General features: G+C 42.4%; 30 protein-coding genes and 2 pseudogenes. 7 read left to right on the top strand and 25 right to left on the bottom strand.

Features of this window, described 5'->3' with window-relative positions; genetic code table 11:
- On the bottom strand, positions 1-117 hold a 117-nt coding region (locus ACF1X7_RS04310), incomplete at its 3' end, for a helix-turn-helix domain-containing protein (protein ID WP_143788021.1).
- 94 nt (positions 118-211) lie between these two features.
- Positions 212-337 carry a hypothetical protein gene (locus ACF1X7_RS04315; protein ID WP_411162455.1) on the bottom strand — a complete coding sequence of 42 codons (126 nt, stop codon included), beginning with the start codon at positions 335-337 and terminating at the stop codon, positions 212-214.
- Between the two features lie 122 nt (positions 338-459).
- Between ACF1X7_RS04315 and ACF1X7_RS04320 the strand changes: the two genes are divergently transcribed.
- A complete protein-coding gene (locus ACF1X7_RS04320) occupies positions 460-807 on the top strand; it encodes a bacteriocin immunity protein (protein ID WP_039098174.1) in 348 nt (115 codons plus the stop codon).
- A gap of 105 nt (positions 808-912) precedes the next feature.
- On the opposite strand, the gene ACF1X7_RS04325 is transcribed toward ACF1X7_RS04320, so the two are convergent.
- The gene (locus ACF1X7_RS04325; RefSeq protein ID WP_064776975.1) at positions 913-1,203 is read right to left on the bottom strand and encodes a hypothetical protein; all 291 of its coding nucleotides are present in this window, start codon (positions 1,201-1,203) and stop codon (positions 913-915) included.
- Between the two features lie 153 nt (positions 1,204-1,356).
- Between ACF1X7_RS04325 and ACF1X7_RS04330 the strand changes: the two genes are divergently transcribed.
- Positions 1,357-1,986, top strand: coding sequence for a glutathione binding-like protein (locus tag ACF1X7_RS04330; protein WP_064776974.1), 630 nt, complete (start codon positions 1,357-1,359; stop codon positions 1,984-1,986).
- Between the two features lie 46 nt (positions 1,987-2,032).
- Here the strand turns inward: ACF1X7_RS04330 and ACF1X7_RS04335 are convergent, their stop codons facing one another.
- From ACF1X7_RS04335 to ACF1X7_RS04380, 10 genes and pseudogenes are all read right to left on the bottom strand, one after another.
- A complete protein-coding gene (locus ACF1X7_RS04335; RefSeq protein ID WP_004265904.1) occupies positions 2,033-2,440 on the bottom strand; it encodes an organic hydroperoxide resistance protein in 408 nt (135 codons plus the stop codon).
- Positions 2,441-2,601: 161 nt separating this feature from the next.
- Positions 2,602-4,233, bottom strand: a complete 1,632-nt coding sequence (locus ACF1X7_RS04340) for a peptide ABC transporter substrate-binding protein (RefSeq protein ID WP_411162456.1) — start codon at positions 4,231-4,233, stop codon at positions 2,602-2,604.
- A gap of 389 nt (positions 4,234-4,622) precedes the next feature.
- Positions 4,623-4,745, bottom strand: a complete 123-nt coding sequence (locus tag ACF1X7_RS04345) for a DUF6506 family protein (RefSeq protein ID WP_237753378.1) — start codon at positions 4,743-4,745, stop codon at positions 4,623-4,625.
- On the bottom strand, positions 4,714-4,845 hold the full coding sequence (locus tag ACF1X7_RS04350) for a DUF6506 family protein (RefSeq protein ID WP_250636853.1): 132 nt from the start codon (positions 4,843-4,845) through the stop codon (positions 4,714-4,716). The genes ACF1X7_RS04345 and ACF1X7_RS04350 overlap by 32 nt, the downstream gene beginning before the upstream one ends.
- 171 nt (positions 4,846-5,016) lie before the next feature.
- A complete protein-coding gene (locus ACF1X7_RS04355; protein WP_004265884.1) occupies positions 5,017-5,622 on the bottom strand; it encodes a response regulator transcription factor in 606 nt (201 codons plus the stop codon).
- Positions 5,619-6,743 carry a sensor histidine kinase gene (locus ACF1X7_RS04360; protein WP_411162457.1) on the bottom strand — a complete coding sequence of 375 codons (1,125 nt, stop codon included), beginning with the start codon at positions 6,741-6,743 and terminating at the stop codon, positions 5,619-5,621. Before ACF1X7_RS04360 ends, ACF1X7_RS04355 begins: the two co-directional genes overlap by 4 nt.
- The gene (locus ACF1X7_RS04365; RefSeq protein WP_064776971.1) at positions 6,740-7,474 is read right to left on the bottom strand and encodes an ABC transporter permease; all 735 of its coding nucleotides are present in this window, start codon (positions 7,472-7,474) and stop codon (positions 6,740-6,742) included. Before ACF1X7_RS04365 ends, ACF1X7_RS04360 begins: the two co-directional genes overlap by 4 nt.
- Before the next feature lie 3 nt (positions 7,475-7,477).
- Complete coding sequence (locus tag ACF1X7_RS04370) at positions 7,478-7,885, bottom strand: DUF4162 domain-containing protein (protein ID WP_261384226.1); 408 nt, start codon at positions 7,883-7,885, stop codon at positions 7,478-7,480.
- Positions 7,886-7,903: 18 nt separating this feature from the next.
- Positions 7,904-8,185, bottom strand: a pseudogene (locus ACF1X7_RS04375) (ATP-binding cassette domain-containing protein); the annotation flags it as partial.
- A 15-nt stretch (positions 8,186-8,200) separates the two neighbouring features.
- Positions 8,201-8,350, bottom strand: a complete 150-nt coding sequence (locus tag ACF1X7_RS04380) for an ATP-binding cassette domain-containing protein (protein ID WP_333780829.1) — start codon at positions 8,348-8,350, stop codon at positions 8,201-8,203.
- 142 nt (positions 8,351-8,492) lie between these two features.
- Between ACF1X7_RS04380 and ACF1X7_RS04385 the strand changes: the two genes are divergently transcribed.
- Both ACF1X7_RS04385 and ACF1X7_RS04390 read left to right on the top strand, forming a co-directional pair.
- The gene (locus ACF1X7_RS04385) at positions 8,493-9,134 is read left to right on the top strand and encodes a DNA-3-methyladenine glycosylase (protein ID WP_056966841.1); all 642 of its coding nucleotides are present in this window, start codon (positions 8,493-8,495) and stop codon (positions 9,132-9,134) included.
- A gap of 86 nt (positions 9,135-9,220) precedes the next feature.
- Positions 9,221-10,339, top strand: coding sequence for an NAD(P)-dependent alcohol dehydrogenase (locus tag ACF1X7_RS04390; protein ID WP_411162467.1), 1,119 nt, complete (start codon positions 9,221-9,223; stop codon positions 10,337-10,339).
- Between the two features lie 34 nt (positions 10,340-10,373).
- Here ACF1X7_RS04390 and ACF1X7_RS04395 read toward each other — a convergent pair whose 3' ends face one another.
- Positions 10,374-10,541 (bottom strand): hypothetical protein, encoded by a 168-nt coding sequence (locus ACF1X7_RS04395; RefSeq protein ID WP_004265902.1) that lies wholly within the window; start codon positions 10,539-10,541, stop codon positions 10,374-10,376.
- Positions 10,542-10,614: 73 nt separating this feature from the next.
- Here ACF1X7_RS04395 and ACF1X7_RS04400 point away from each other — a divergent pair, with 73 nt between their 5' ends.
- Positions 10,615-11,478: a helix-turn-helix domain-containing protein gene (locus ACF1X7_RS04400; protein ID WP_411162458.1), complete on the top strand. Its 864-nt coding sequence runs from the start codon at positions 10,615-10,617 to the stop codon at positions 11,476-11,478.
- Here ACF1X7_RS04400 and ACF1X7_RS04405 read toward each other — a convergent pair.
- The 5 genes and pseudogenes from ACF1X7_RS04405 to ACF1X7_RS04425 form a co-directional block, all read right to left on the bottom strand.
- Entirely contained in the window at positions 11,444-12,385 is a 942-nt protein-coding gene (locus tag ACF1X7_RS04405; protein WP_081273025.1) for a nucleoside hydrolase, read from the bottom strand. The two genes, ACF1X7_RS04400 and ACF1X7_RS04405, sit on opposite strands and share 35 nt — an antisense overlap.
- A gap of 149 nt (positions 12,386-12,534) precedes the next feature.
- A complete protein-coding gene (locus ACF1X7_RS04410) occupies positions 12,535-13,506 on the bottom strand; it encodes a LacI family DNA-binding transcriptional regulator (RefSeq protein WP_221276729.1) in 972 nt (323 codons plus the stop codon).
- A gap of 13 nt (positions 13,507-13,519) precedes the next feature.
- Positions 13,520-14,440 carry a glycoside hydrolase family 3 C-terminal domain-containing protein gene (locus ACF1X7_RS04415; protein WP_411162468.1) on the bottom strand — a complete coding sequence of 307 codons (921 nt, stop codon included), beginning with the start codon at positions 14,438-14,440 and terminating at the stop codon, positions 13,520-13,522.
- 24 nt (positions 14,441-14,464) lie between these two features.
- Positions 14,465-15,802: a glycoside hydrolase family 3 protein gene (locus ACF1X7_RS04420; RefSeq protein ID WP_411162459.1), complete on the bottom strand. Its 1,338-nt coding sequence runs from the start codon at positions 15,800-15,802 to the stop codon at positions 14,465-14,467.
- Positions 15,803-15,812: 10 nt separating this feature from the next.
- A pseudogene (locus tag ACF1X7_RS04425) lies at positions 15,813-17,128 on the bottom strand (PTS sugar transporter subunit IIC).
- A gap of 608 nt (positions 17,129-17,736) precedes the next feature.
- On the opposite strand from ACF1X7_RS04425, the gene clpP reads away from it, so the two are divergent.
- Together clpP and ACF1X7_RS04435 are read left to right on the top strand one after the other, a co-directional pair.
- Entirely contained in the window at positions 17,737-18,321 is a 585-nt protein-coding gene (clpP, locus tag ACF1X7_RS04430; RefSeq protein ID WP_004265909.1) for an ATP-dependent Clp endopeptidase proteolytic subunit ClpP, read from the top strand.
- A gap of 119 nt (positions 18,322-18,440) precedes the next feature.
- The gene (locus ACF1X7_RS04435) at positions 18,441-18,959 is read left to right on the top strand and encodes a DsbA family protein (protein ID WP_076801048.1); all 519 of its coding nucleotides are present in this window, start codon (positions 18,441-18,443) and stop codon (positions 18,957-18,959) included.
- Between the two features lie 104 nt (positions 18,960-19,063).
- On the opposite strand, the gene ACF1X7_RS04440 is transcribed toward ACF1X7_RS04435, so the two are convergent.
- The 6 genes from ACF1X7_RS04440 to uvrA form a co-directional block, all read right to left on the bottom strand.
- The gene (locus ACF1X7_RS04440) at positions 19,064-19,519 is read right to left on the bottom strand and encodes a MarR family winged helix-turn-helix transcriptional regulator (RefSeq protein WP_411162460.1); all 456 of its coding nucleotides are present in this window, start codon (positions 19,517-19,519) and stop codon (positions 19,064-19,066) included.
- A 90-nt stretch (positions 19,520-19,609) separates the two neighbouring features.
- Positions 19,610-20,554, bottom strand: coding sequence for a DNA-binding protein WhiA (whiA, locus tag ACF1X7_RS04445; protein ID WP_004265894.1), 945 nt, complete (start codon positions 20,552-20,554; stop codon positions 19,610-19,612).
- Positions 20,555-20,556: 2 nt separating this feature from the next.
- A complete protein-coding gene (locus tag ACF1X7_RS04450) occupies positions 20,557-21,591 on the bottom strand; it encodes a uridine diphosphate-N-acetylglucosamine-binding protein YvcK (protein ID WP_039098449.1) in 1,035 nt (344 codons plus the stop codon).
- The gene (gene rapZ, locus ACF1X7_RS04455) at positions 21,588-22,472 is read right to left on the bottom strand and encodes an RNase adapter RapZ (protein WP_039098450.1); all 885 of its coding nucleotides are present in this window, start codon (positions 22,470-22,472) and stop codon (positions 21,588-21,590) included. Before rapZ ends, ACF1X7_RS04450 begins: the two co-directional genes overlap by 4 nt.
- A 201-nt stretch (positions 22,473-22,673) precedes the next feature.
- Positions 22,674-23,210: an HdeD family acid-resistance protein gene (locus ACF1X7_RS04460; RefSeq protein WP_004265944.1), complete on the bottom strand. Its 537-nt coding sequence runs from the start codon at positions 23,208-23,210 to the stop codon at positions 22,674-22,676.
- Between the two features lie 154 nt (positions 23,211-23,364).
- Positions 23,365-26,217: an excinuclease ABC subunit UvrA gene (gene uvrA, locus ACF1X7_RS04465; protein WP_039099544.1), complete on the bottom strand. Its 2,853-nt coding sequence runs from the start codon at positions 26,215-26,217 to the stop codon at positions 23,365-23,367.
- Positions 26,218-26,227 lie beyond the last annotated feature (10 nt).

Raw genomic sequence — 26,227 nt, forward strand, 5'->3', positions numbered from 1 at the left:
TTCATAAGAAATTGTTGACGGTGATCGGTTCAGCCGAACGCCCATTTGGATATTGGACAGCCCTAGTTCACAAAAGGTTTCAATTTTAATTCGTTCGGAATAGGTTATACTAGACAAAAGATCAGCTCCTAAAAGATGGGTTTGTGGTAAACACCATTTTAAAGGAAGCTGATCTTTTTTGTCCGAACAGCGTTCGGATTAATTTTACAATCTACCAACTACGCAAAACTGATTGTAATGGTGCCGTTTGGTCATCTTGTTTCAAGTCGTTTAATAATGCCTTAATCATTGTAATTGCTCGATGCCCACGTTCCTGTCCACCTGCATACCATTTCATATTCAATCGTCCCTTACTCTTAATCAACTGTTGAGACAATCATAACGCTTATCTACATCATTGACAAATAACTAAAAAGGAACTATAACTAGTGTGAATTATTGTTATTTGGAGGGGTATAAATGATAAGTCAATCAATTGCAAAAGAAAACATCCATACACTTTACAACAGTCTAATGGCGCATCCGGATAAATCAAATGCATTGTTAGATATTACCGATGTTTTACTACAGGTCTACCTCAAAATTGATACGGTTAAGAATCCCGAGGCACTCGTCAATCGCCTGGCCAATTACATCTATAGTGTTGGCTTTGGCAAGATTCATCTCACCAAGGATGAAGAACACCTATTGATTGATTTAGGCGCGTTTGGCCAACGTGCTGGTTGGAACGGCGTTTATCGCGGTGATTATACTGCCAAAGCCGATTTTTTCAGCTATGCCGATGAACATAAATATGCTAGAAATTAAAAGAATGTGACGGAAGTCTGGGATTTCCCGAGCACGCTTAGACGATTAGATTTGACCATCAGAAAAGGGATTGAGACAAACACAACGTTTGTCTCAATCCCTTTTTTAGGCAAGAATATTGCCAATCCCATGTAATCCTGCGCGGTTGATAATCGTAAATTCAGTCGGTTGTAAATCAGTTTGTTCAGTGACGATTGGATTCAACTGGTCAATCGTAAACGGCGAAGTAAACTGAAAGCCGTCACCGTACTGATTAAAATAAGTCACAGTATCCCCCAGCACGCTTTTCAATTGCTCAGAATCGATTGCCCGCGTCACTGTCATCAAATACGCACGATTATTATCGCCCGTCAAAGTGGTGCTCGTAAAAAATTTAAAATAGTCTTTCATACTCATCACTGATCCCCCCAATCTTTAATCAACGTTATTATAACGCTTTCAAAAAAGCAATTACAGTATCTTTCGTCAATTCCATTATAATCCACCATCATTGCAATTCATCTTCGGTAGCCCTACAATGTGGGGGATTCCTAAAAGGAGATTGGATTGATGAATACTTTATTTTATGTTTCTGGTGCTAGCTCACTTAGCGCACATATCTTACTTGAGAAGAGTCGGCTACCCTACACCGTTACGCCCGTTAACTTAGATACCCATACCACATCACTTGGTGATTATCATCAACTCAATCCGAAGAATTACATCCCAGCCTTACAAACTGAATCGGGCGATTTCATGACTGAATGCGCCGTTATTTTGGAATACATTAGTCACCAAAGTTCGCTGCCATTAATGGCGGACTATGCCACTGAACAGTACTGGCAACAACGCATGTGGTTGAATTACATCGCCACCGAATTGCATAAGAACTTCATCTCACCATTTCGTAAAGGCAATTGGCTCCCCAATACACCCGAAAGCCAAGATTTAGTCCGTTCACGGGTTTTCCCACGGCTCGCTTATATTGAAAAAGCGTTAGCGGGCCAGTCCTTCTTAGTTGCTAATCAATTCAGTGCTCCTGATGCTTATCTATTCGTCATGACCAATTGGTGTCGACGACTCGCATTTTCATTGACTGACTTCCCTAATCTGGACCGTTTTGATCAACACATGCGACAAGACCCAGCCATGCAATCCGTCCTCAAACAAGAAGGCAAACCACATTCATCGAAAGCTTAACCACCAAAAAAGGAATCAGCAGTCGCTGATTCCTTTTTTTGATGATTTACATCACATTAATCGTGACGTCAATATTGCCACGAGTTGCCTTTGAGTATGGGCAAATTTCGTCTGCTTTTTTGAGATACTTCATTGTTTCTTCTTCTGATAAACCTTCGATGTGACCGAAAAGATCAACACCAATATAATAATTGGCAGGGCCATCACTATAAAGGGAAACGGTCGCCTTAATCGTGGGTTCGCCTTTAATATGTTCTTGGTTAAGGACAACATCTAAGGCACTGTTAAAGCAAGAACTATAGCCGGCTGCAAAGAGTTGCTCTGGATTTGTACTCTTCCCTGATGGGTCTGTCCCTGGTGACTTGATTACATATTTCTTTGCTTGATCGGGTGAATAAACGAAGCCATTGCGGCCCCCTTCATTAATCATCGTTGTTTCATATTGTTTTGCCATTTAAGGTCCCTCTTTCTTTTATTGAATACCCTCACTTTAGCACAGCAAAATTCAGAACCATAATGATTTGTTTATACAAAAAGACGCCAGCCCAAAAATAGATTTTGGACTTGCGCCTTTCTTGTTAATCCTCAGGCTATAACTGGCTGATTATTCACACGCTATTTAATATAAGCCGTCTTGTAGCTCCATTGTGCGCCAGCTGTGTTATGCACAACGCCTTTGACCTTTGGATTCTTCAAGTATGCCGTATCATTTTGATAGAGTGGTGTAATCCCTTGGACTTTATTCATGACTTGCGCAGCTGTCACGAGGTCCGCCCAACGTTTGTCAGGATCGTTCGCATCGGCATTCATTGCGCGGTCAAGGGCAGCTTTGTATTCTGGATTGTCGAAGCCACCGGTATTACTTGCAGCCCCTGGTAACATGATTTCTAAAAACGAAATTGGGTCTTTGAAATCTGCCCCCCAACCTGCGAGTAATAAATCATAGTCGCCTTTTTTATCACGACTCGCTGAAACTTGGCTTGGCACGGTCTTTAATGTCAACTTGAATCCTGGTAAGACTTTTTCAAGTTGACCTTTGAGATATTGACCAACATATGACGCGTTGGCATCATCGGAATTAAGCGTTAAGGTGAGGGCAACTTTCTTTTGACCAGTCGATTTCAATGCTTCATGCCAATGTTTAAGCGCTAATTTTTGATTGTAATCCACGGTATCTGGCACGGCTTGTGATTTAGCAAAGTCCACCTTCTTAGGGGAATCGGCTAAGCCCACTGGCACGAAACCAGTAATATCGTTTTTCTTCGAACCGAATAGCCGGTTATTCAACGTCTTACGATTAATCGCTAACGAAATCGCCAATCTAAAGTCTTGGTTATTCAAAAGTGCTTTTTTCTGTTCATCTACTGATTTGAAGTTGTATTTAATGTAGTTCGTCAACGCATAAGGATATCTGTGGAATGCTTTATCATCCCGATAATTATCAATTTGTTGATTATCCAACTGGGTTAAATCCAGTTTCTTTTCCTGATAAAGATAAAGCGCGGTGCTGGTATTTTCTAACACGGTATAGTTGACTTGGTCTAATTTTACCTTTTTGCGATCCCAATATTGATTGTTCTTCACAAATTGCCACTTCTCACTCGTCCCATTCCAGTTAACTAACTTAAACGGACCAGAGTACACCATGTATTTCGCGTTTGTCGCATACTTCTTACCATATTTTTCAACCACTTTTTGATCCTGTGGGGCAAATAATGGATAAGCCATCAAGGTTTTCATGTAAGCCACAGGTGTGGATAATGTGACTTCCAACGTGTGCTCATCCACTGCCCGTATGCCGAGTTGGTCTGGTGCCATCTCACCTTTTGCAATCGCTGAGGCATTTTGGATATTACTGAAAAGGTTTGTATAAGGTGATTTGGTTTCTGGTTTCAATGTCCGTTGCCATGAATAGACAAAATCTTGCGCCCGAATCGGGTCACCATTACTGAACTTGGCATCACGCAGTTTAAATGTCCACGTCTTACCATCAGCTGAAACTGAACTCGATTTCGCTAAGCCTGGTTCAATTTTACCGTTCTCACCAAGCCGGAATAAACTTTCATAAATGTTCCCTGTTTGACCATATCCCGTTGAAGTCGAGATATCAATGGTATCTAGTGGTGCTTGCGCGCCAAGCTGAAGAACCTGTTTGGCTTGCACCCCCGAAACTTGGCATAATAAGAACACCCCGAATATAAAAATTGCACTAACACTAAGTTTTAAGAACTGCCGCCCTTTTTGCATGACACGCCTCCTTACATTTAATAAGTAGATTATACCAAATCATCAGTCAAAAGTTAAATAATAAGCCTAAAAAAGCGCCGACAAAATTAATTTTGCCGGCGCTTTTGGTTTAAACGTGCTCTGTAAGTCATACCCTTCCGGTTAACCCTAAACGTGCTTTTCAAACCACGTTCCTGCGTTTAGCGCTGTGAATCAAATCATCGACTGCGTCGCTAATTCGCTTCCCTGTGCTAATGCTCAAAAGTTGACCAGCTTGAACGCACTCTTATCCGAAACGTGCTTTCAAAAGCATACTGCTGTGCTTAGCTACACAAGTCAAATGATTGCTTTCAGCAATCATTCGTCTTGTTAGGCTAATGCTCGCAGTATACCCGCTTTTGACGCACTCTTTAGTTCATTATTTCAAACAATTGTTTTCTGAATTCTGGACCATACATGACTGCTCCGACTGGGATGGCGAAGTCTAGTGCTTCGTTAATTTTAGTCGTCCAGGTTGGTCCGAAGCCCCCCACAGAGTTCAATAAATTGAATGCCTTCTGCCTTCAATTGCTTAGCGACTTCAATAATTGAACCATCTTCTTTAGCGCGTGGATCGAACCCGACGGTAATCATCTCGCACGTTCCCATTGGATTACGGTTAATCACCGTATTTTATTCAGGTGAAAAGTCTGGTGAAAAATAGAAAAACGCCCATTTATGCAAATTTGCTAATGCCATTGTTTCGTCCTCCTTGTTTGCTTTCATCATAGAGAACAATCATGATAGAGGCAATTTTACTGCCTCTTACAGCCAGCCATTATGCCGTGCAATCTGAATTGCTTCAACGCGGTTGCTTGCATCCAATTTGCTTAAAATCGTCGACATGTAATTGCGAACCGTTCCATCCGATAAAAATAATGATTCGGCGGCTTGTTTCGTACTCAACCCATTAGCAATCGCACGCAATACTTCCGTTTCCCGCTCAGACAGTGGATTCTTCGTTTGCGTTGTCAGCCCAACAACTAATTCTGGCGCATAAACAACTTTGCCCTTCATGACCGAATGAATCGCCACAATCAAGTCATCACTCGGGCCATCTTTTAATAGATACCCTGCCACTTCGGTGCTGATAGCCTGCTTGAAATAACTCGGTTGGGCAAAAGTCGTCAGAATAATCACCTTAATCTGTGGCTGACGCGTATGTAGTTGGCGCGCAATCTCAAGCCCTGTCATGCCCGGCATCTCAATATCTAACAAAACAACATCTGGTTGGAGGGTTTCAATCTGATCAAGTGCGACTTGTCCATTGACGGCGGTTCCGACCATCGTCAAATCATCCTCTAAATCCAGAATGCCCGCTAAAGCGGTATTCAATAGTTGCTGGTCTTCTGCCAAATAAAGTTTAATCATGCCCTTCCCTCCATCTTAAGTGGCACCGTCATCGTCAACTGTGTGCCCCGGCGACCATCGACCATCAACTCTCCATCAATCGTTTCTAACCGTTCGCGCATGCCCACAATCCCATGACTCTTATATTGATCTTCGCTTCTCAATCCGCGACCATTATCTTCAATCTGCATCTGAAAAGTCGTTGCGGTTCGATTAAAAACCACGTAACACTCCGTTGCCTGACTGTAGCGAACTATATTGGTCACGGCTTCATGTAAACATTGCGCAAGCACTTGTTGATTTTGTTGTGGAATCCCTTCAAGTTGGTCTTCATTTTTAGTCAGCAGTAAAATGCCTGCAACGCTGAGATTCCGTTCTTGATTGATCAATTCCTCAGCAACGGTCACTTGGCGTAAACCAGCGACAATCTCACGCACTATTTTTAAATTCTGACGGGAGGCTTGTTCAATCTCGAGTAGTTGTTCGGGTACCGCGTCCGGTTTTTTCGCCAATAATTTACGTGCATATTCCGCTTTTAGCGTAATCATTGAAAATGACTGACCTAAATTATCGTGTAAATCCCGTGCAATTCGTTGCCGTTCGTTCTGCTTAATCATATCGGTTAATCGCTGATTGGTCTGCGTTAATTGGCGATTTTTCCGATTAAAACGCTGAATCGAGCTAGCCGCAAATGGTGAAAAGATGCAGAACAAGCCGTACACCATTAAGCCAATCAGATCATCGCGTCCCATATGACCACCATAATACCAATATAGGGTGACCGCTGGTATGATTAGTGACAACAGATAAGCGTAGTAATAGCGCCAGAAACTTCGGCGGCGCATGGGAATCGAACCAAACACCCAGGCAGTATAAATATTCAGATAAAACGCCTGGATAATGACTGCTAAAATCGCACTGGTCACCATTTGTAAGATAATCCAGAATGTGCGATACCGCGATGCGACATACCCATTGCGATAAGCCACCAAGAAAATCAGAATCAAGCCCATAATCGCTTGCTGCTTAACCGTTTGATACGGAAACGCATAACCAATTGGAAAGAGCAAGAAAATCAACCAAACATATGGAAATAAGCCATATTGGGGTGGCATGGCAATGTAGCGTTTAAAAAAATTCATGCATGCATCGCTCCTCTTTTATGATGGTTTAAGTATACGACAATTGCCAGTAATAACCCAGCCCAGAGCAACGTGATGCCATATTCACCCAAGTGTGCGGGTTGATGCGCAATCAGCGCTTGGCCAATATGATTAATCGGATAAACCGGCAAATGCTTGCCAATCACGCGAGCTGTTTTGGGCATTATTTCTGTTGGCCACCATAATCCCCCTAAAATTGCTAAGGGGAAAGCTAACAAATTAGACACCAGTTGAATCTGATTTTCATCTTTTAAAAATGAAATTAAACAAAGGGGGATGCTGGCAAACCACAACCAGCCCGCCGTTAATAACCAACTGGACCACACTAAATGAATTTGATTACTAATCCCAGCAACTATGAAAATGACGCCGATCGTTAAAGCATTGATTAAGCCTAAGTTCAACAACTTAGCCCCATAATAAGTCCGATGACTGGTTGGTGATAAATCAATTAAGGAAACCAAGCCATCCCGTGCGTCATTATAAAGTAATGTCGATAAAGTAAACGTGTTGCTGAGAACTAAACTATAGGTCGCCATACTGACCATGTATTGTCGATTGAATGCTGCATTCATCACACCCTGTTTCATTACTTTCGTAAACAAGAGATAAAACGCAATCGGCATTAAGAGTGAAAAAATAACAAAGCGTGGATTACGCCAATATGCGCGTTTAAAGTCTATTTTTGTTTGTACCATCATTGTTTGCATTTTTTAGTCCTCCATCATTTCGCTATAAATTTCATTTAATGAGCTTGCTTGAACCTGCACATCATGAACCTGGATCCCCATCATTGGTGCTAATTGACTTAAGATCGGATCGCTCTTGGTAACTTGCAACAGCACCTTGGCCCCAGTCTTCGTCACGCGGATCACGCCTGGCCATTTTGCAAAAGTAGCTGCTGGTAAATCAGTCGTAAAACGAATCTGCGTTCCTTTAAATTGTTGTTGTAATGTTGCCAAGTCACCATCGAATTGGAACTGGCCATCTTTCAATAATAAAATCCGGGTTGCAATGTGTTCAATTTCCTCTAAATAATGCGACGTGACAATAATCGTCTTGCCGGCTTCTTTTAACTGTTCAATTTGCTGCCAGAATTTTTGTCGGCTGCCAACATCCATTCCAACGGTCGGTTCATCCAAAAATAGCAAATCCGGATTGCCTGCCATGGCTAAAGCAAAGGAGAGGCGGCGTAATTGACCCCCTGAAAGTTGGGACACCATCTTATGAGCCTGTGCCTTCAAATCAGCTAGCGTTAATAATTCAGCGACTGACCGTGGCTGTTGATAATAACTGCAAACCAATTCTAATTCTTCGATGACACTGACCCGATCCAGTCGGACATTTCCTTGCATCATCGCACCCAATAAGTTGAAATGTTCTTTCTCCGTTGGCTTCTGACCTAAAATCCGAATCTCGCCAGCCGTTGGTTGGAGTCAGCCTAAAATTAAATTAATCAATGTTGACTTGCCGGCGCCGTTTGCACCCACTAAGCCAACAATCTCACCAGGTTGAACACTTAAGTCTACCTGATTTAAAACAACTTGTTGTTCGAATTGCATTGTCACTTGTTTAATTTCAATCATTGTCATCACCTCATTTAATAACCCTAGTATAGAAGTGATTCCGTTTTGTCGTTAGACGATTTTGTCATGACTTACAGATGACAAGTGTCATGTCTTTGGTGTTAAAATAAAGCTGATTCGTTTTAACTCGGAGGTTTTAATTATGACACCAAGCCAACCAGCAGCACCATCATTTTTTACGAACCGGTCTACCCAAGCCATCGCGCAAGATTTATTAGGAACTCACTTGCTTTATACCAGCCACCAAGGCACACTTGGCGGCCTCATTGTGGAAGCAGAAGCCTATGTCGGCACCGATGACACTGCCGCGCATGCTTACAATGGGCGCCGCACACCCTTTAGCGAGCCGCTCTATCATGAGCCTGGTACAATTTATATCTATCAATTACGCGGTTTCTTTCTATTTGATATCGTGACCCAAGCAGTGGATCAACCACAAGGCGTCTTGATTCGCGCCATCGAACCGACCCACGGCATTGAACAAATGCGCCTCAATCGCCCGAAACCTGGCGTCGAACTGACTAACGGCCCCGGTAAATTAATGGGCGCCCTCGGCATTCACGATAAACAACTGACTTTTCAAAATGTGGCGGACGCCCCTTTAATGATTGATTTAGCGCATCGTCGCCACCCCAAATCAATTGTCACCGCGCCACGAATCGGGGTCAATTATAAAGCAGCGAGTGGTCAACTTCCTTATCGCTATTATGTCGCTGGTAACCCGTATGTGAGTGGTCTGCCTAAGCGCCAGTGGGACTTAGAACAACATGGTTGGCAATTTTAGCGCCAATGTCAATTTTTAATTGAAAACGATTTCAACAATGCTATAATAATCTTGTGAATTAAATAATTAAGTTAGAAGGTCATTGCATAAAAATTAAAGCAGCTGTTGTTGAACAACAAGGCGCACCATTTGTCATTAAAGATAACATCGAACTCGCACCACTCCACCCAGACGACGTTCAAGTCCACATGGTGGCTAGTGGGATTTGTCACTCAGACGAAGCGCTTCGTAAAGGCGACGCCATTATTGGCTATCCAATCGTCCTCGGCCACGAAGGTTCCGGGATTATTGAAAAAGTCGGTTCAAACGTTCAAAGTTTAAAAGTTGGCGACCATGTCGTTCTCTCATTCTACGCATGTGGCATCTGTGAAAACTGTCTCAAAGGCGTTCCAACACAATACCTCAACTACGCAGAAAATAACTTATCCGGCGTGCGCCCTGATGGTAGTTCCCACTTTACTGAAAATGACCATCACGTTGCCGATATGTTCGATCAATCTTCATTCACAACCACAACCGTTATCCGCGAACGAAATGCGGTTAAAGTCCCTGACGATTTAGACTTACGCAAACTCGGACCACTCGGTTGTGGATACGTGACCGGTAGTGGCACTGTTTTAAATACTTTAAAACCAAAGCCTGGCGACACAATCGCCGTCTTCGGGACTGGTGCTGTTGGACTCGCAGCCATGATGGCCGGTAAAATTTCGGGCTGTACGAAAGTGATCGCTGTCGATATCATCGACGACCGGCTCGCACTCGCTAAAGAACTCGGTGCAACCGATACGATTAACAGTCGTCAAACAGACGACGTTGTCGCAGCAATCCAAGCCCTCACAAATGGGCGCGGCGTGAACTTCTGTGTCGATACCACGGGGATTACACCAGTCATGGAAGATTCAATTAAGGCGCTTTGCCAAGGTGGGGTGTCAGCAACAATTGCCGTAACCCCAAACCACATCGATCTTGATACTTGGAACGACTTATGTGTCAACGACAAATCCGTCGTCGGCGTCAACATGGGTGACTCCATTCCGCAAATCGACGTCCCTCGTTTAATCAAATTCTACCGTCAAGGCATGTTTCCCTTTGATAAAACCGAAAAATTTTATCAATTCGAAGACATCAACACTGCCAACGAAGCCTCTATTAAAGGTGAAACAATCAAACCCGTTTTGATTATTGACCCGGACTATCAATTCTAAGCAATCAAAAAGACCGCTTATTCAGCGGTCTTTTTTAATTTTTCTGACGCCAATAATGGCCAAGTGTTATCAACATCATCAAGACGATTATTCCTCTGAGTAACCAAAGACCCAATAGCGCGCCAAACACGATGGTAACTGCAGACACTAATGGCTTTTGGAAAATAAACGCAAACCCTAATATAATAATCAATACTGGCATGCAGTCCAGCTCCTTTTCTTTTTGAAAATTGCATGTTAAATTTAAAGCAATCATATGAAGTGAGGTGTTAGTAGTGCCAGCTATTCCCGATAATCTACTTGCCGCGACCATGGGGCGTAAACTCGCTACGGTTCGTCGTGCGCAAGGCTTGTCCCAACATCAATTAGCCCAGGATATTTGTTTGCAACCGATGATTAGTCATATTGAAAACGGCACTTATATTCCAAACGCCATTTTGTTAGCAAAACTCTGCGAACGGCTTAATATGCCGTTAGAACAAGCGCTGTTAAGTCATTATCCCGAAATTGATCAACAACCCGAATTTAATCAACAAATTAAACAACTGTGCAATGCACACGATTATCGCGGTATGTTAGATTATTTGGATACAACTGGCTTGGCCGAACACCTTGAACTGGCGACCGATTTACAGACCTACTACTACTATCATGGCATCGCAGTATTCCAAGAACTTCATACAACCACGGATAGTTTACGGGAACTACAAATGGCACTCGACTATACGTTTACACCGCGCCAACAAGTTTTAACGCCTACTGAGATTTTGATTCTCAGTAGTATCAGCTTTATTAAGAGTACGCCCCATACTAATCAAACTGACTTCGAACACGTCCTCGCAATTGTGAATGCAGGGCGGTTCACGCACTATGACGAGAACATTAATATCTTATTCTACCTGTATAGTCTGGCACTCTATCAAGATCACCACTTTCAAAAAGCTTTTGCCATCGCCAATCAAGGAATTGACTGGCTCAGCAATCATGATTCACACTACATGTTAGTTGACTTATTCTTGCTAGTCGCCTGTACAATAAAAAAAGAGCTACGACAAAAAATTGACTTTTGTCGTAGCTCTTTTTTGAAATTCTATATGGCTCATTCTACTGCGCTAATAATTGTCCAATTCTTGATTTAAATTCAGTTAAGAAACGCGGCGTATCAACTTGTACACAAACCGCCGTCCGCGTTGCTGGATCATCTAGGCGGGCATTATCCCCAATTGTTCGTCCACGTGACGGGCCTTCTATCTCAGTCTTCAAGTTCAATGGGAAAGTCGTGACTAAGCTAGGATCGATTGCAACAGCGACTGCTAAGGGATCATGTAAGGCACAGCCGTGTAAATGGGGAGAAGTGACTTCATAGGCTTTGATATAGTAATCAACCATATCGGCATAAGCTTTGGCTGCTGGTGTACCGAGTGCGCGCCATTCTGCCGTATCGGTGCGTGTAAAAAGTGTGCGCAACGTGACATCAAGGCCCACCATCGTCACCGGCAAACCACTCTTAAAGAGTAAGTCCGCTGCTTCAGGGTCTTGACTGATATTAGCTTCAGCAAATGGAGACACATTACCACAAACTGTTAAGGCGCCACCCATAATCACGATTTGACCAACTTTCTTCAAAGTTAGTAAATCTTTTTGAATCGCTAACGCTAAATTCGTCATCGGGCCAGTTGCCACGATGCTCAAGTCAGCCCCATACGCCTGACAAGCACGTAATATAAAATCAACGGCTGATTCAGTTGCCATTTCCGGATGGGGCTCTGTCAGATGAATCTCACCAACGCCGTCTTGACCATGAATTTCCGCACTAATTGGTAAGACGCTAAAATCATGCGTCGTCGTCGAATGCCCAGCCCCTAAATAAACTGGAATGTCTGGATGACCTAATAAATGTAAAATTTGTTGACTATTCACAACGCTTCGTTCAGTCAAAACGTTGCCGTATTCTGAGGTAATCCCGATTAAATCGACTTCTGATGATCCCAATGCATAAGCAATTGCTAACGCATCATCAATCCCAGTATCTAAATCCAAAATCATTTTTTGTGCCACGCCAAGCCCTCCTCAATAATCATGCAAAATAATGTACACCACAAGTGTACCCCATTATCGGGGACGGGTAAATTAATAATCTAAGGATTAAACTCAAAAAAGACAAGTAGATTATTCTACTCGCCCTTTTCGATGATTCAGTTTAGACCATTGATTTCATGATGCATTAAAATCGTTTGACCATCTGACTGAGTCTTATTTTGGAGCCGATCTAATAACAACTTAGCAACTGCCAATCCAATCGCTTCTGTTGGCGGTTGAATCGATAGGATTGGCAACTGTCCAAATTGATGTTCATCGGCATAATCATAGTGACCAAATAGTAAATCTTGGCCAATCCGAATACCATTTTCTGATAAATAAGTGAGCGCACCAAAGGCCATATTATCATTGCTGACAAATAAAGCTGTAATACCTTCGGCTAATAATGCTTGGGCACCGCGGTACCCGCTAGTCCGAGAATAGTCACCTTCAAAAACATGTAACTGTCTGTCTGGATAAGCTGCCATCGTCTGTTTAGCACCTGCCAGTCGTTCACGGGCAACATAATCATCCTGATTAGCGGCAATCATCCCAATATTCTGGTGTCCGAGATCAATAATTTGTTGCATCACTTGTGCCACACTTGCGCGATCATCTAATAAAATCGAATCAACATTGCGTAGCTGATTTGGGTTATTAATCGTCACAACCGGAATATCAAGTGCCGCTAGTCGTTCCATTCCTTGCCATTCTTCACCTGCTAAGAAAACAATTAAGCCATCAATCGAATGCGCCATTAAATAATCAATTTTTTGATCAATTAACGCTGGTTGGTCACTAAAACCACTCAATAATAAACTATACCCTTGTTGCTCAACGCGTTGTTCTATTCCAGAAACAACTTCCGCGCCAAATCGACTTGAAATACTATTCATCAATAAACCAATTGAAAAACTTTGATTGTTCTTCAATCCTTTAGCGATAATATTTTGTTTGTAATCGAGTTGCTCAATGGCCGCTGCAATCTTGGCTTGATTAGCTGCTTTAAGCTGTTGCCCATTCAGATACCGTGAAACAGTTCCGACCGAGACTCCGGCCAATTCAGCGACTTCTCTAACAGATGACATTCTTATTCCCCGCTTATATCGATAAAGTGATTTTCTCCGCTAAATCAGCAACCATAATAGTCGCTGCTTGCGCACGTTTCACCTGATTATCAATATCCATGTAATTAAAATCAGCAGCAGGTAGTTCGAAAGTAATGCTCTTTTCTTCACCTGGTTGGAAGGCATTCTTTTGGAAAGCTTTTAACAGCTTCGTTCGTTGAATAACTGCTCCACCAGTTAATTTGACAAATAATAAACTACTTTCTTGACCTACAAACTGTCCGTTATTTTTTACTTTAACAGTTACAACTAGTTTGTCAACCATTTGCTTAACCGCTAATTGTCGATAATCAAATTGGTCGTAACTAAGTCCGTAACCAAATGGATATAACGGTTGGCCAACCTCATCATAGTAATCATCTTGTTTAGCAGCATCGCGTTGATAGTAGTAAGCCGGTAGTTGCTGGGTATTGCGCGGGTAAGACACACTCAACTTACCACTTGGATTATTAAGTCCCACTAAAGTTTCAGCAATTGTGCGACCACCTTGTTGACCAGGAAACCAAGCAATCAATACAGCATCTGCAAGTTCATTTACCAGTGTTAAATCGTATGGCCGGCCTTGCACCATGACACATGCAATTGGCTTGCCTAGTGCTTTCAATTGCTTGAGCAGCACTTCTTGTTGGCCCCCCAGACTAAGTGATGCGACATCAACATTTTCACCAGAATCCATGTTGATGCCTTTTGAACTCACTGCCCCGTTACTTAGGAAGGCCATATCAAAATTACGTGCACTGGAACCACCTAATACAGGGATGATTAAATCGGCATCGCGCGCAAGCTCAACTGCTTTGGCAATTGCCTCTTCTTGATGAATTGAATTACGCACCTCACAGCCTAATGCATACACGACTTCCGACTCGGGAAACATTTCTTGAATCGCTTGATAAATTGTTTGCGCTTGACGCGCTGAACTTTATGCTGCTGTATAATCCCCCAAGAGATTATATAATTCATCAGCATTGGGGCCAACCACCGCAATCTTTTGTGGCTGATTCCGGATTGGTAAAAGCCCATTGTTCTTAACAAGCGTCATGCTTTCACGTGCCACTTGCAGATTCAGCGCATCAGATTTTCCAAGTAAGGCCGTCAATTGCACATTCGGGGCTTGTACATAGGGTTGTTCAAACAGACCCAACAGGAATTTCAACGCTAGTACTTGGCCAGCAGCATTATCTAAGGCAGCTTCGTCTACTAGGCCATTTTCAATGGCTTGATCAAGCGTTAGGAATGTCTGATCCCATAAACTTAGATCGACACCTGCATTTAAGGCTGCCGCCGCAGCTTCTGGTTGTGTTTCAAAGATTCCTGATAACCGATCAAGCGCAACACCATCTGCCATCACAATCCCTTGAAACCCATTTACATCCCGTAAATCTTGAGTCAACAACGGCTGATTGATATGACACGGTACCCCATCCACATCGTTATAAGCAGCCATCACACCTGCCGCATTCTTGACACTACTCAAAAGGGGTTCATAGACGTCTGAAAATTCACGTTGGCCAATTGTGACGGTGCCTGAATTATGGCCACCCAAGGCTTCACCTTGCGCAATACAGTGTTTCAATACAACACTAATGGCATCAGTCGTTCGCGGTTTAGCAGGTTGGTCTAAGAAAGCAACATCACTTTGAATTAAATCCCCTTGAAAACCCGCCACAACGGCTTCACTCATTCGCGCCGCTAAAATGGGATCTTCACCAAAACATTCTTCTGAACGGCCCCAACGTGGATCTTTGACCAAATCAAGCGTCGAAACAAGCGCTAGGTTAACGCCTTTAAGCGCTAGTTCTTGTGCCATCAAATGCGATGATTGCTGCATTAACCGCGTATTAAACATATTGCCGCGGCCAATATTAGTTGGATACGAGATTCCTTCAAGCCCTTGATGGCCATGAGGACATTCTTCAACAATTAATGCTGGAATCCCCCAGCGTGAATGCGCCATGACATATTCTTGAACTTTATTAGCAACTCGCCAACTATCCTGTGCACGAACGCCATTTTCAAAGTTCACTTTTGACCATGGATCTGCGCGAAATAAACCATAAAGTGCACCGACACCGCCGCCCCATTCAACATGCGCCTTGAATTTTTCTGTAAACGTTAATGACTGAGAATCTTCGAAAGTTTCCCATCCATAAAGATGTTGATTCACTTGACCAATTTTTTCCTGCGTACTCATGCGTGAAAGTAAATCAGTGACCCGCTCACGAATGGTCAGCGCTGCGTCTTGATATGGATACTGCATTTCAAAAACCTCATTCCTCAGTTAATATTTTGTTACTTGCAATGACAAATGGGAAGAATAAAAAGACATCTAAACCAATTAATAAGATGGTTAAAATCGCTGCTCAGTAATCACCGCCAGTTGCCAAGAAAGATTGAATAACAGGCGGTGTAATCCATGGTGCAGCCGCTACCGTTTTACTAATCAAACCTAAGCTTGTTGCAAAATAAGCAATCACTAAATTGATTGATGGCATGATGGCACATGGAATCATGAAGATTGGGTTCATAACAACTGGTAACCCGAACATAACAGGTTCTGTAATATTGAAGAAACAAGTTGTTAACCCTAATTTAGTAACTTGCCGTTGATCTTTCCGCCATGAAGCCCATAAGATGGCAATCACTAACGGTAAGATACAACCGCCCCCACCAATCAAGCCGAACGCATTTGTAAAAGGTTCTGTAATAATATTTGGAATCGCATGTCCTGCTGAAAAGGCCGCCATATTTTCTTGAATGGCTTGTAGCAATGGTGCTTGGCGAACTGGTGCTAAAATGCTAGAACCATGCATTCCAAAGACCCATAAGAAATCTGAGAAGAATTGTAAGAATAACGTCCCTGGTACAGATAATACAAACGATTTTAGTGGCGTTTGAATCGCAAGGTCGATTAATTGAGGGACGTTCAACCCGGTTGTCACATTTAAAATAAATACAAAAATAGCAAAAATCAAAACAACCAAGACTTCTGGGACCAATGAATTAAACGAGGTTGCAACTGCTGGTGGCACGCCTTCTGGCATCTTGATTCGTATTTTTTCAAACTTTGTAAAACGAATGAATAACTCCGTACTAATCAATGCTGCTAACATCGCTGTTGCAAGTCCTGATGACGAGGTTAAACTTTGCAAGAAAACGCCTGTTGCTTCCGCCGTTTTCCCATTTGCTAAAGTGACGGTACTCGTCACAGGCATCAAAATAAACATTGTTGCCAAACTTAAAATACCAGCATGAACTGCACTAAATGCAGGATCGTTCACTTTCCCAGAGCGAACATAATGCGTTGCTAAATTAGCACCGATGTTATAACAGACCACAATTGATAAAATACTCATCGTCCCATTATTCACAATTGTTGCTAGGTCAGCTAATCCGCTTAAATCAACAATCTTTTGAACAGCGGCGTTTGAGAAAATTAGCGCATTTAATAAAACCATAAGCGAGACTGCCATAACAAGTGGCATTGTCACAATGAAGCTATCCCGAATTGCAATTAGATGCCGCTGATTATTGGTTTAGAAATAAACGGCAACATCTTTTCTGACAGTTTATCTACGAATTTCACAGTCATTTCTCCCTTTATTGAATAGAATTGAACCGGTTCAATTTCATATAATAGCACGCGATTATCATTTTGACAATAGCGCTTACAAATATAGCCTAAAAAAGATTGAGTCCTCCTCATGAACAACTCAATCTTTAAACCATTGACAAAGGCCACCTATTCCTAGGTGGCCTTCTAATTAATTTCGCATATTAAATTCTTACATAATGTCAGGTAGCCAGTCACTAATTGGCTACGCATACTAGCATCGAATGGCTAGTGGAGATGACGTGTGATTCACGTCGCTTTTATTTTTGGGTTAATTCAATTATGTCTAAATTCTTGTGTTTCTAAATATCTTCTCGTTTAAACAGCGTAAGCCGCCTCTTTACACTACTTGTAACTCCATGGTTACTCCAGTTGATTAAAGTCTTCAAATAATACTTGATACTACAGTGATAAGTGCTGATTAACTTTCCTAAGTATACCATATTTTCAGTTCGAACACAAAATGACCATAATCTTTCTGAAAAGAGGCTTTCCATTTGACCAAAATTGACCTTTGCTGTAAAATTTAATTTATAGACTACAGAGTGATTCTACTCTGGCTTATATAAGGAGGCAATTCAATGTTAGTACCGACAGTTATCGAACAAACATCTCGTGGCGAACGTGCTTACGATATTTACTCTCGTTTACTAAAAGACCGGATTATCATGTTATCTGGTGAAGTGAACGACCAAATGGCTAACACAATCATTGCGCAATTATTATTCTTGGACGCGCAAGATTCAGATAAGGACATCTCAATCTACATTAACTCACCTGGTGGTTCTGTGACCGCAGGGTTAGCCATCATGGATACGATGAACTTCATCAAGTCTGATGTCCAAACAATCGCAATGGGGATGGCTGCTTCTATGGCCAGTGTTTTACTTTCAGCTGGGACAAAAGGCAAACGTTTTGCATTGCCTAACTCAACTGTCTTGATTCACCAACCTTTAGGTGGTGCACAAGGCCAACAAACTGAAATTGAAATCGCAGCACGCGAAATTTTGAAGACTCGGAAACGTTTAAACCAAATTTTGGCAGACAACTCAGGCCAAACCTTCGAAAAATTACAAGCTGACACTGATCGTGATAACTACATGACAGCCCAAGAAGCAAAAGACTACGGCTTGATTGACGATATTATGGTCAACCAACCAAAATAGAGTAGATAATAAACCGGTTCTCTTCTGAGGATTAGTAAAAAAAGGGCTAGATCAAGTTGATCTAGCCCTTTTTTATACCAAATTTGTTATACTGGCAGTATCTTAAAGGAGGGTCTTCCATGGATATTAGTGTGATTAAAAGCGAGAATGTGACAACCACCGGCGGTATTACAATTGGTCAGCCAGATGCACCATTAACATCAATTGAATTTATCAACGCCGCTTGTCCCTATTGCCGCAAGTGGTTTTTAAAATCCGAAGAAACGATGACTGAAGCAGTCAAAGCTGGTCGGCTAAAACGTATTATCAAACCTTTTGATAAGGATAAAGAGGATCTACAACTGGGGAATTTAGCCCATACCTATTTACCTTTTGATCAACCCGAAATAGTGCTGCAAACACTATCATTCTTGTTTACACATCAAAAAACATGGCGTAATGATCTGACACCAGATGAATTTAAAAAATACATCGATCAAAATCTCAAATTAACGCCACAAGATAATGCAGAAAATTTAACCGCAATTATTGCTGAAGCCAATCGTGCCAATATTAAATTCGTCCCGACCATCATTCTTGGTGACCATATCTTTGATGAATCAATTGACATGACTGACTTAAGTCAACTACTAAAATAAAAAACAGGTGTCCTCCCTCGGGGCACCTGTTTTTGTATGTACGATAAAGGGTTCCAAAAAATTCAATGTACCATCAAATCTTTTGGAACCCTTTATCCGTCATTTTATGAAAAACGTGCATTATTCATTTGAATCGCATTCAAATGATGTTCAACTTCATTCATTTCTTGACGTAATTCATGATACTTATCGCTTGAGAAATCGAGATAGTTTGTGCAAGCACCAACCCGTTCGTAGATTTCTTCTTTTTGACTTTCTGCTTTTTCAGTTAAGGTAACGTCAACTCGGCGTTCATCGTTTGATGCACGATTCCGGCTTACCCAACCATCAGCTTCTAACCGTTTCAAAAGCGGTGTTAGTGTCCCACTATCAAGTTCTAAATGGTGCCCTAATTCTTTCACTGACATCTTGCCATGTTCCCACAATGCAAGCATTGCGATGAATTGTGGATATGTTAATCCGTAAGGTTTTAATACCTTACCGTAGAAGTGATTGTAAGCCTTTTGTGCGCGGTAAATCGAAAAACAGAGTTGTTCATCTAATAATACTGGTTTAACCATATAATTTCCCTCCATAAAATGTCCTTCAGTTATTGTACTTAATTATATTGTACAAGTCAAACATTGTGCACTACCTATTTATTTTGCCCCTTATCCATTCCCCTGTTGGTGGGCTTCGGCAAGTTGATTCAATTTTCTGAGCCGGTGATTAATCCCCGACTTCGAAATTGCCCCACTCGGCATTTTTTCCCCAAGTTCCTTCAACGTAATATCTGGAAATTCCAAACGGAGTAGCGCAATCTCACGCAACTTCGCCGGTAAATTATCTAATCCGACGGTGTCGCGCAAGTATTCGATATTTTCAATTTGTTTTGTAGCAGCATCAATTGTCTTATTCATATTTGCGGTTTCACAATTGACTAAGCGATTAACCGAATTACGCATATCCCGCACAATCCGAATGTCTTCAAACTTCAACATCGCGTTGGTAGCACCAATTACTTGTAGAAAATCAGCAATTTTTTCAGCCTCTTTCAGATAAGTGATGTACCCACTCCGTCGGAAAGTCGTTTTGGCATTTAAGCCAAAACGATTCATCATGCGCGCAATATCTTGATTATGCTCTTCGTACAATGAATAGATTTCCAGATGGTACCGGCTTGTTTCAGGATTATTCACTGAGCCACCGGCTAGAAAAGCGCCCCGCAAATAAGAACGGACGCGCTGATCTTCATTAATGACATCTTCTGACACCTTTGTATGAATGGTAAAACCGTCCTCCTCAACAATATCAAGGTCTTTTAAAACGGTATTGGTATCATACTTTAAGCGCACGATGTATTGATTATTCTTTTTTAACTTCATTTTGCGACGTACTAGTAATTCGGATTCAACTTGATAATTTTGTTTCAATAAACTATAAATTCGGCGAGCAATCGCCGGATTCTCAGTTTGAACGTTTAAAACAAATTGGTGATTCATCAAGCTCAGTGACCCATTCATCCGAATTAAAGCGGCTAATTCCGCTCGTGCATGTTCAGGATGCACTTCAAGTTGCGTCAGTTCTTTCTTCACTTCACTTGCATATGAGGCCACGATTATTCACCTCGCTTAGCTGTATTGACCTGGAAAGCAAGATTCATAATTTCACTCGCTACTTTTTGTCCATTATGGAACACACCATGATCTTTCAACTTCAAAAAGTTATCGGAAATCACTCGACAACCCAATCCTCGTAAGCCATCAAAGTCATGTTCAACCGGCCAGAGAATTTCGTCGTACTTTTGATGATCCAAATAGTTTTCAGGGACTTGTGCGGTATTAACCAAAACCGTGTCCACGAAGTTCTGACCAAGATGATCATTCAACACGCGGACGTGATCGGCATCGGTAAAGTGTTCCGTTTCCCCTTTTTGCGTCATGATATTACAAATGTAAATCACTTCCGCCTTAGTTTGCTTGACTGCCGCACCTAAGTTTTTAATCATTAGATTCGGTAAAATACTGGTAAACAAACTGCCGGGTCCTAAGACAACCACATCGGCAGCCAAAATCGCATCAACCACTTGTTGAACGGCTTCGGGTGCTGCAGTATCATCTTGATCCGTTTTTGAGACCCAAACACGCTTAATCTGCTTGCGTGCTGCAGTAATCTCAGATTCCCCTGTTAACTGGGTGCCATCTTTAAATTCAGCATTCAACGACAGCGCAACATTGGCCGCAGGATAAATATGACCGTCAACCGCCATCATTTCTGATAACCGTTGAACAGCATCAAAAATACCTGATTCCATTTCAGATAACGCCGCAATAATTAAATTACCAATCGCATGCCCTGAGAAAAAGGCATCGTGTGATTTAAAGCGGTATTGGAAAATATCGAGCGTTAACTGTGGTAAATCTGACAAGGCGACTAATACATTCCGAATATCACCAGGTGGTACCACGTTAATGTAATCGCGAATAACGCCGGATGAACCGCCATCGTCGGCAACCGTGACAATTGCCGTAGCATCCGCATTCTGTTCACGGAGACTCTTTAAGATAACGGGTAGTCCAGTGCCGCCACCAATCACAACGACTTTTGGTCGTCGCCCTTTAATGACCCGGATAATCCGATTAGTAGCTGTCATGACCGGTTAACCGTTTCCTTGCGTTTCTTCATATCCCGGTGGGTCACGTCAACCGGATAATCGAACGATAAATCATCAGCCAATCGTTGGGCAAGCGCTACTGAACGGTGTTGCCCGCCGGTACAGCCAATCGCAATTGTCACACTTGTTTTGCCTTCCTTGAGATAACCTGGCATGATGTCTTTTAACAGCCCACTAAATTGTTCGTAGAACTTTTCAGTCGCTGGCTGCGCCATTACATAGTCTCTAACCGGTTGGTCTAAACCGTTTAATTCCTTAAATGCTGGCACATAGTATGGGTTCGGTAAGAAACGGACATCCATAACGATATCCGCATCAATTGGTAAACCGTATTTAAACCCAAATGACATCACTTCAATATGGAATGACGGATTATCTGACGTCTTGAAGACATGAAAAATCTTTTCTCTTAATTGTCGTGGTGACATGGTTGAAGTATCCACCACCATCTGTGCTCGATTGCGAATTTCAGTTAACAGGCGCCGTTCTTTTTGAATACCGTCCATTAAACGCCCCTCCATCGCTAGTGGGTGGGAACGGCGTGTTTCCTTGTATCGCGAAACCAATTCCTCATCTGATGCATCCAAGAAGAGAATCTTAGTCGTCACGAATTGGGTATTATCAAGGCTAGCAAGCATTTCAATGATCTCATCGTAAAAAGCACGTGAGCGCAAATCAATCACTAATGCAATCTTAGTCACTTTGCCGGACTCCTTAACCAATTCCCAAAACTTAGGTAGCAATGTCGGTGGCATATTATCGACACAAAAATAACCTAGATCTTCAAAACTTTGCATGGCAACGGTTTTCCCGGCACCACTCATCCCTGTAATCACTACTAAGTTCAATGTATCTGTCATCAGACCACCCCTTAAGTTTTCGCTTTTATCATTGTAACATTCCTGGTGTGTCATTGAAAGCTGTCGAAACTCTCGACACGTGTTATTTAATGCTATTAAACCGAGTTCATTCCTAATGTCCAGGCATTTGAAAGAGCTTATTTTTTCCATAAAAAAAATTGCAGAACAATCAAATTGTTCTGCAATCATTAAATTTAGAGACTATAAACGTCTTGCAAATGCGATGATGATGGCATTAATCCCAAAGAAAGCAAAGTAAAAACCAACTAGGGTCACCATTGTTACGGCAGTCACCACTGGATCCATTAACAATAAGATCCCAACGATTACGCCTAAGATATTCAGAATCATCGAAACGATGTATAGGCCTGTGTTAAATTGCTTGAGATGGCCGACATTCAATAATGCCACAATTGAATCGAACAAGAACCAGAATGCAAAGATATAACCTAAAGCAGCCACTCCAGCTGGAATATTCAAGATAAACAAAATTCCCAAAATGACATCGACAATGGCATCGACCAACATTAACGTTGCGCGCATCCCTGTCTCTTGACGTAACCGACTATATGCACTGATTTTGGCAATTCCCCGAATAATCGCCGCAATCGCAATCACGATTACCAAACCAGATAATGTCTTACCTGGTTGATTAAACAAGCAATATGCAACGATTAAGAAAATAATCCCCGTCATAAATTCTGACCAATCAAAGTGCCATTCATTTTTTCTAAACATTCCCAATCACCTCTCGTTGTTAATACCTTTATGATACTTTTTTTACGGACAATCTACAACTAAATTTGACAAAACAAAAAGCGGGCGGTTAAGACAGCAATCATTCTGTCTTAACCGCCCGCTTTTTAAACACATTCTATCAACCATCTTCTGGTTAATCCTGAGCGGCAATTGTGCGTGCTGTATCGCGTTCTAAAACAGGTTTTAAATATTGGCCTGTATAGCTTTCACTGACGTTGGCAATTTCTTCTGGCGTACCGGTCGCGACAATTGTCCCGCCTTTATCGCCGCCTTCTGGTCCTAAGTCAATGATGTGATCGGCAGTCTTAATAACATCTAAGTTATGTTCAATCACTAAGATCGTGTTACCTTCTTCAACTAACCGTTCCAAAACGCCCAACAAGCGCTTGATATCGTCGGTATGCAAGCCAGTCGTTGGTTCATCGAGGATGTATAAATTCTTACCCGTTGATTGTTTCTGTAATTCAGAGGCCAACTTCATCCGTTGGGCTTCTCCACCCGATAAGGTTGTGGCAGACTGGCCCAATGTGACGTAGCCTAAGCCGACATCCACAATCGTTTGTAACTTGCGGGCAATCTTGGGAATGTTTGCGAAGAAGACTGTGGCTTCACCGACCGTCATGTCTAAGATTTCGGCAATGTTCTTGCCCTTATAGACGACTTCCAAGGTTTCTGAATTATAGCGACTGCCATGACAGACTTCACACGGCACATACACGTCTGGTAAGAAATTCATTTCAATCTTGATAATGCCGTCACCCTTGCAAGCTTCACAGCGGCCACCTTTAACGTTAAAACTAAAACGGCCTTTTTTATAACCGCGTAGTTTGGCTTCATTGGTTTGCGCAAACAAATCACGAATATTGTCAAAGACGCCGGTGTACGTTGCTGGATTACTCCGCGGTGTCCGACCAATTGGACTTTGATCAATATTAATCAGTTTTTCAAGATTCTGATAACCTGTAATTGTTTTATATTGACCTGGTTTTGCTGAGTTACGGTTCATCTTTTGTGCCAAAGCTTTTTTCAAAATCGTATTGACTAAGGTTGACTTACCTGAACCTGAAACACCAGTAACCGCGACAAATTCACCTAATGGGAAATCAACCGTCAGATTCTTCAAGTTATTTTCAGCCGCACCGGTCACGCGAATCTTCTTGCCATTGCCTTGACGCCGTTTTAGCGGTACTGGAATATATTCGGAACCGGCTAAATAACGGCCCGTCAATGATTTCGGATTATGTTCGACTTCAGTTGGGGTCCCAGCGGCCATCACTTCACCACCGAGTTCACCAGCGCCGGGCCCGATGTCGATCAGGTAATCAGCCGCGCGCATTGTATCTTCATCATGTTCAACAACAATTAATGTATTGCCTAAGTCGCGCATCTTCTTCAGTGACCCGATCAAACGGTCATTATCACGTTGATGCAAACCAATTGACGGTTCATCGAGGATGTAGAGCACGCCAGATAAGTTCGAACCAATTTGCGTGGCTAAACGAATCCGTTGGGCTTCCCCACCAGAAAGGGTCCCGGCTGACCGACTGAGCGTTAAATAATCCAGACCGACGTTAATCAAGAAAGTTAACCGATCATGCACTTCTTTCAAGATTGGTTTGGCAACCACACTGTCTTTTTCAGAAAGTTCAAGTTGATCGAAGAATGGTAAAGCTTCTTTGATAGCGTTGTCTGAAACGGCAGCGATATCTTGGCCGCCCACTTTAACAGCCAAAGCTTGTCGATTTAAACGAGCACCATGACAGGTTTGACACGTTAATTCAGTCATATACGTCCGCATTTGCGTCCGTGTGAAATCACTATTGGTTTCACGATAACGGCGGTCAATATTGGCTAATACACCTTCAAACGGCACGTCCACATCACGCACACCACCGAAATCATTTTCATAATGGAAGTGGAAGTTCTTACCCTGAGAACCATTTAAGATAATGTCTTTTTGGCGTGGTGTTAATTTGCTAAATGGTCGATCCATGTCAATTTTAAATGACTTGCAAGCTTGTTCGAGCATCTGTGGATAATATTGAGAGCTAATTGGATTCCAAGGCGCAATGGCTCCTTCGCGCAATGTCTTGCTGGTATCAGGAATCACTAAATCCATATCGACTTCTAGCTTAACCCCTAAACCATCACAGTCTGGGCAGGCCCCAAACGGTGCGTTGAACGAGAACAAGCGGGGTTCTAACGCTCCCACCGTAAAGCCACAGATTGGGCAGGCATAGTGTTCTGAGAAAAGTAGTTGTTCGCCACCGATGATATCGGCAGTCGCATACCCTTCTGATAAGCGCAGAGCCGCTTCGAACGAGTCAAATAAACGGGACCGGACACCGTCTTTGACGACGATTCGATCCACCACGATATTAATGTCGTGTTTTGTATTCTTATCCAATTCGATATCGGCACTAACGTCCATGACTTCACTATCGACTTGAACACGGACATAGCCTTCTCGTTGGATTTTTTCAAATACTTTTTTATGTTGCCCTTTTTTGCCACGAATAATCGGTGACATCACCTGGAGTTTCGTCTTCTCAGGTAACGCTAAGACACGATCAACCATCTGTTCAACGGATTGACTACTAATTTCAGTCCCATCGTTCGGACAGATTGGATGACCGACCCGCGCCCATAAAAGCCGGAGATAATCATTAATTTCCGTGACTGTCCCGACTGTCGAACGCGGATTTTTAGACGTTGTTTTTTGGTCGATCGAAATCGCAGGACTGAGCCCATCAATTGAATCAACATCCGGTTTATCCATTTGGCCTAAGAATTGGCGCGCATAAGCCGATAAACTCTCGACGTAGCGCCGTTGTCCTTCGGCATATAATGTATCAAACGCTAACGAACTCTTCCCAGAGCCCGACAATCCCGTCACAACCACCAGTTTATCCCGTGGAATTGTAACATCAATATCTTTTAAATTATGCGCTCTTGCGCCATGAATGACGATCTTATCATTTGCCATGCTTTACCTC

It is taken from the genome of Latilactobacillus sp. VITA-14 (assembly GCF_046580785.1).
Classification (GTDB): domain Bacteria; phylum Bacillota; class Bacilli; order Lactobacillales; family Lactobacillaceae; genus Latilactobacillus; species Latilactobacillus curvatus.

Excerpts from the sequence above, each read along its gene's own strand:
- ACF1X7_RS04315 (WP_411162455.1), bottom strand. The coding sequence starts at position 337 with ATGAAATGGTATGCAGGTGGACAGGAACGTGGGCATCGAGCAATTACA.
- ACF1X7_RS04320 (WP_039098174.1), top strand. The coding sequence starts at position 460 with ATGATAAGTCAATCAATTGCAAAAGAAAACATCCATACACTTTACAAC.
- ACF1X7_RS04325 (WP_064776975.1), bottom strand. The coding sequence starts at position 1,203 with ATGAGTATGAAAGACTATTTTAAATTTTTTACGAGCACCACTTTGACG.
- ACF1X7_RS04330 (WP_064776974.1), top strand. The coding sequence starts at position 1,357 with ATGAATACTTTATTTTATGTTTCTGGTGCTAGCTCACTTAGCGCACAT.
- ACF1X7_RS04335 (WP_004265904.1), bottom strand. The coding sequence starts at position 2,440 with ATGGCAAAACAATATGAAACAACGATGATTAATGAAGGGGGCCGCAAT.
- ACF1X7_RS04340 (WP_411162456.1), bottom strand. The coding sequence starts at position 4,233 with ATGCAAAAAGGGCGGCAGTTCTTAAAACTTAGTGTTAGTGCAATTTTT.
- ACF1X7_RS04350 (WP_250636853.1), bottom strand. The coding sequence starts at position 4,845 with ATGATTACCGTCGGGTTCGATCCACGCGCTAAAGAAGATGGTTCAATT.
- ACF1X7_RS04355 (WP_004265884.1), bottom strand. The coding sequence starts at position 5,622 with ATGATTAAACTTTATTTGGCAGAAGACCAGCAACTATTGAATACCGCT.
- ACF1X7_RS04360 (WP_411162457.1), bottom strand. The coding sequence starts at position 6,743 with ATGAATTTTTTTAAACGCTACATTGCCATGCCACCCCAATATGGCTTA.
- ACF1X7_RS04365 (WP_064776971.1), bottom strand. The coding sequence starts at position 7,474 with ATGCAAACAATGATGGTACAAACAAAAATAGACTTTAAACGCGCATAT.
- ACF1X7_RS04370 (WP_261384226.1), bottom strand. The coding sequence starts at position 7,885 with ATGGATGTTGGCAGCCGACAAAAATTCTGGCAGCAAATTGAACAGTTA.
- ACF1X7_RS04380 (WP_333780829.1), bottom strand. The coding sequence starts at position 8,350 with ATGATTGAAATTAAACAAGTGACAATGCAATTCGAACAACAAGTTGTT.
- ACF1X7_RS04385 (WP_056966841.1), top strand. The coding sequence starts at position 8,493 with ATGACACCAAGCCAACCAGCAGCACCATCATTTTTTACGAACCGGTCT.
- ACF1X7_RS04395 (WP_004265902.1), bottom strand. The coding sequence starts at position 10,541 with ATGCCAGTATTGATTATTATATTAGGGTTTGCGTTTATTTTCCAAAAG.
- ACF1X7_RS04405 (WP_081273025.1), bottom strand. The coding sequence starts at position 12,385 with ATGATTTTGGATTTAGATACTGGGATTGATGATGCGTTAGCAATTGCT.
- ACF1X7_RS04410 (WP_221276729.1), bottom strand. The coding sequence starts at position 13,506 with ATGTCATCTGTTAGAGAAGTCGCTGAATTGGCCGGAGTCTCGGTCGGA.
- ACF1X7_RS04420 (WP_411162459.1), bottom strand. The coding sequence starts at position 15,802 with ATGCAGTATCCATATCAAGACGCAGCGCTGACCATTCGTGAGCGGGTC.
- clpP (WP_004265909.1), top strand. The coding sequence starts at position 17,737 with ATGTTAGTACCGACAGTTATCGAACAAACATCTCGTGGCGAACGTGCT.
- ACF1X7_RS04435 (WP_076801048.1), top strand. The coding sequence starts at position 18,441 with ATGGATATTAGTGTGATTAAAAGCGAGAATGTGACAACCACCGGCGGT.
- ACF1X7_RS04440 (WP_411162460.1), bottom strand. The coding sequence starts at position 19,519 with ATGGTTAAACCAGTATTATTAGATGAACAACTCTGTTTTTCGATTTAC.
- ACF1X7_RS04450 (WP_039098449.1), bottom strand. The coding sequence starts at position 21,591 with ATGACAGCTACTAATCGGATTATCCGGGTCATTAAAGGGCGACGACCA.
- rapZ (WP_039098450.1), bottom strand. The coding sequence starts at position 22,472 with ATGACAGATACATTGAACTTAGTAGTGATTACAGGGATGAGTGGTGCC.
- ACF1X7_RS04460 (WP_004265944.1), bottom strand. The coding sequence starts at position 23,210 with ATGTTTAGAAAAAATGAATGGCACTTTGATTGGTCAGAATTTATGACG.
- uvrA (WP_039099544.1), bottom strand. The coding sequence starts at position 26,217 with ATGGCAAATGATAAGATCGTCATTCATGGCGCAAGAGCGCATAATTTA.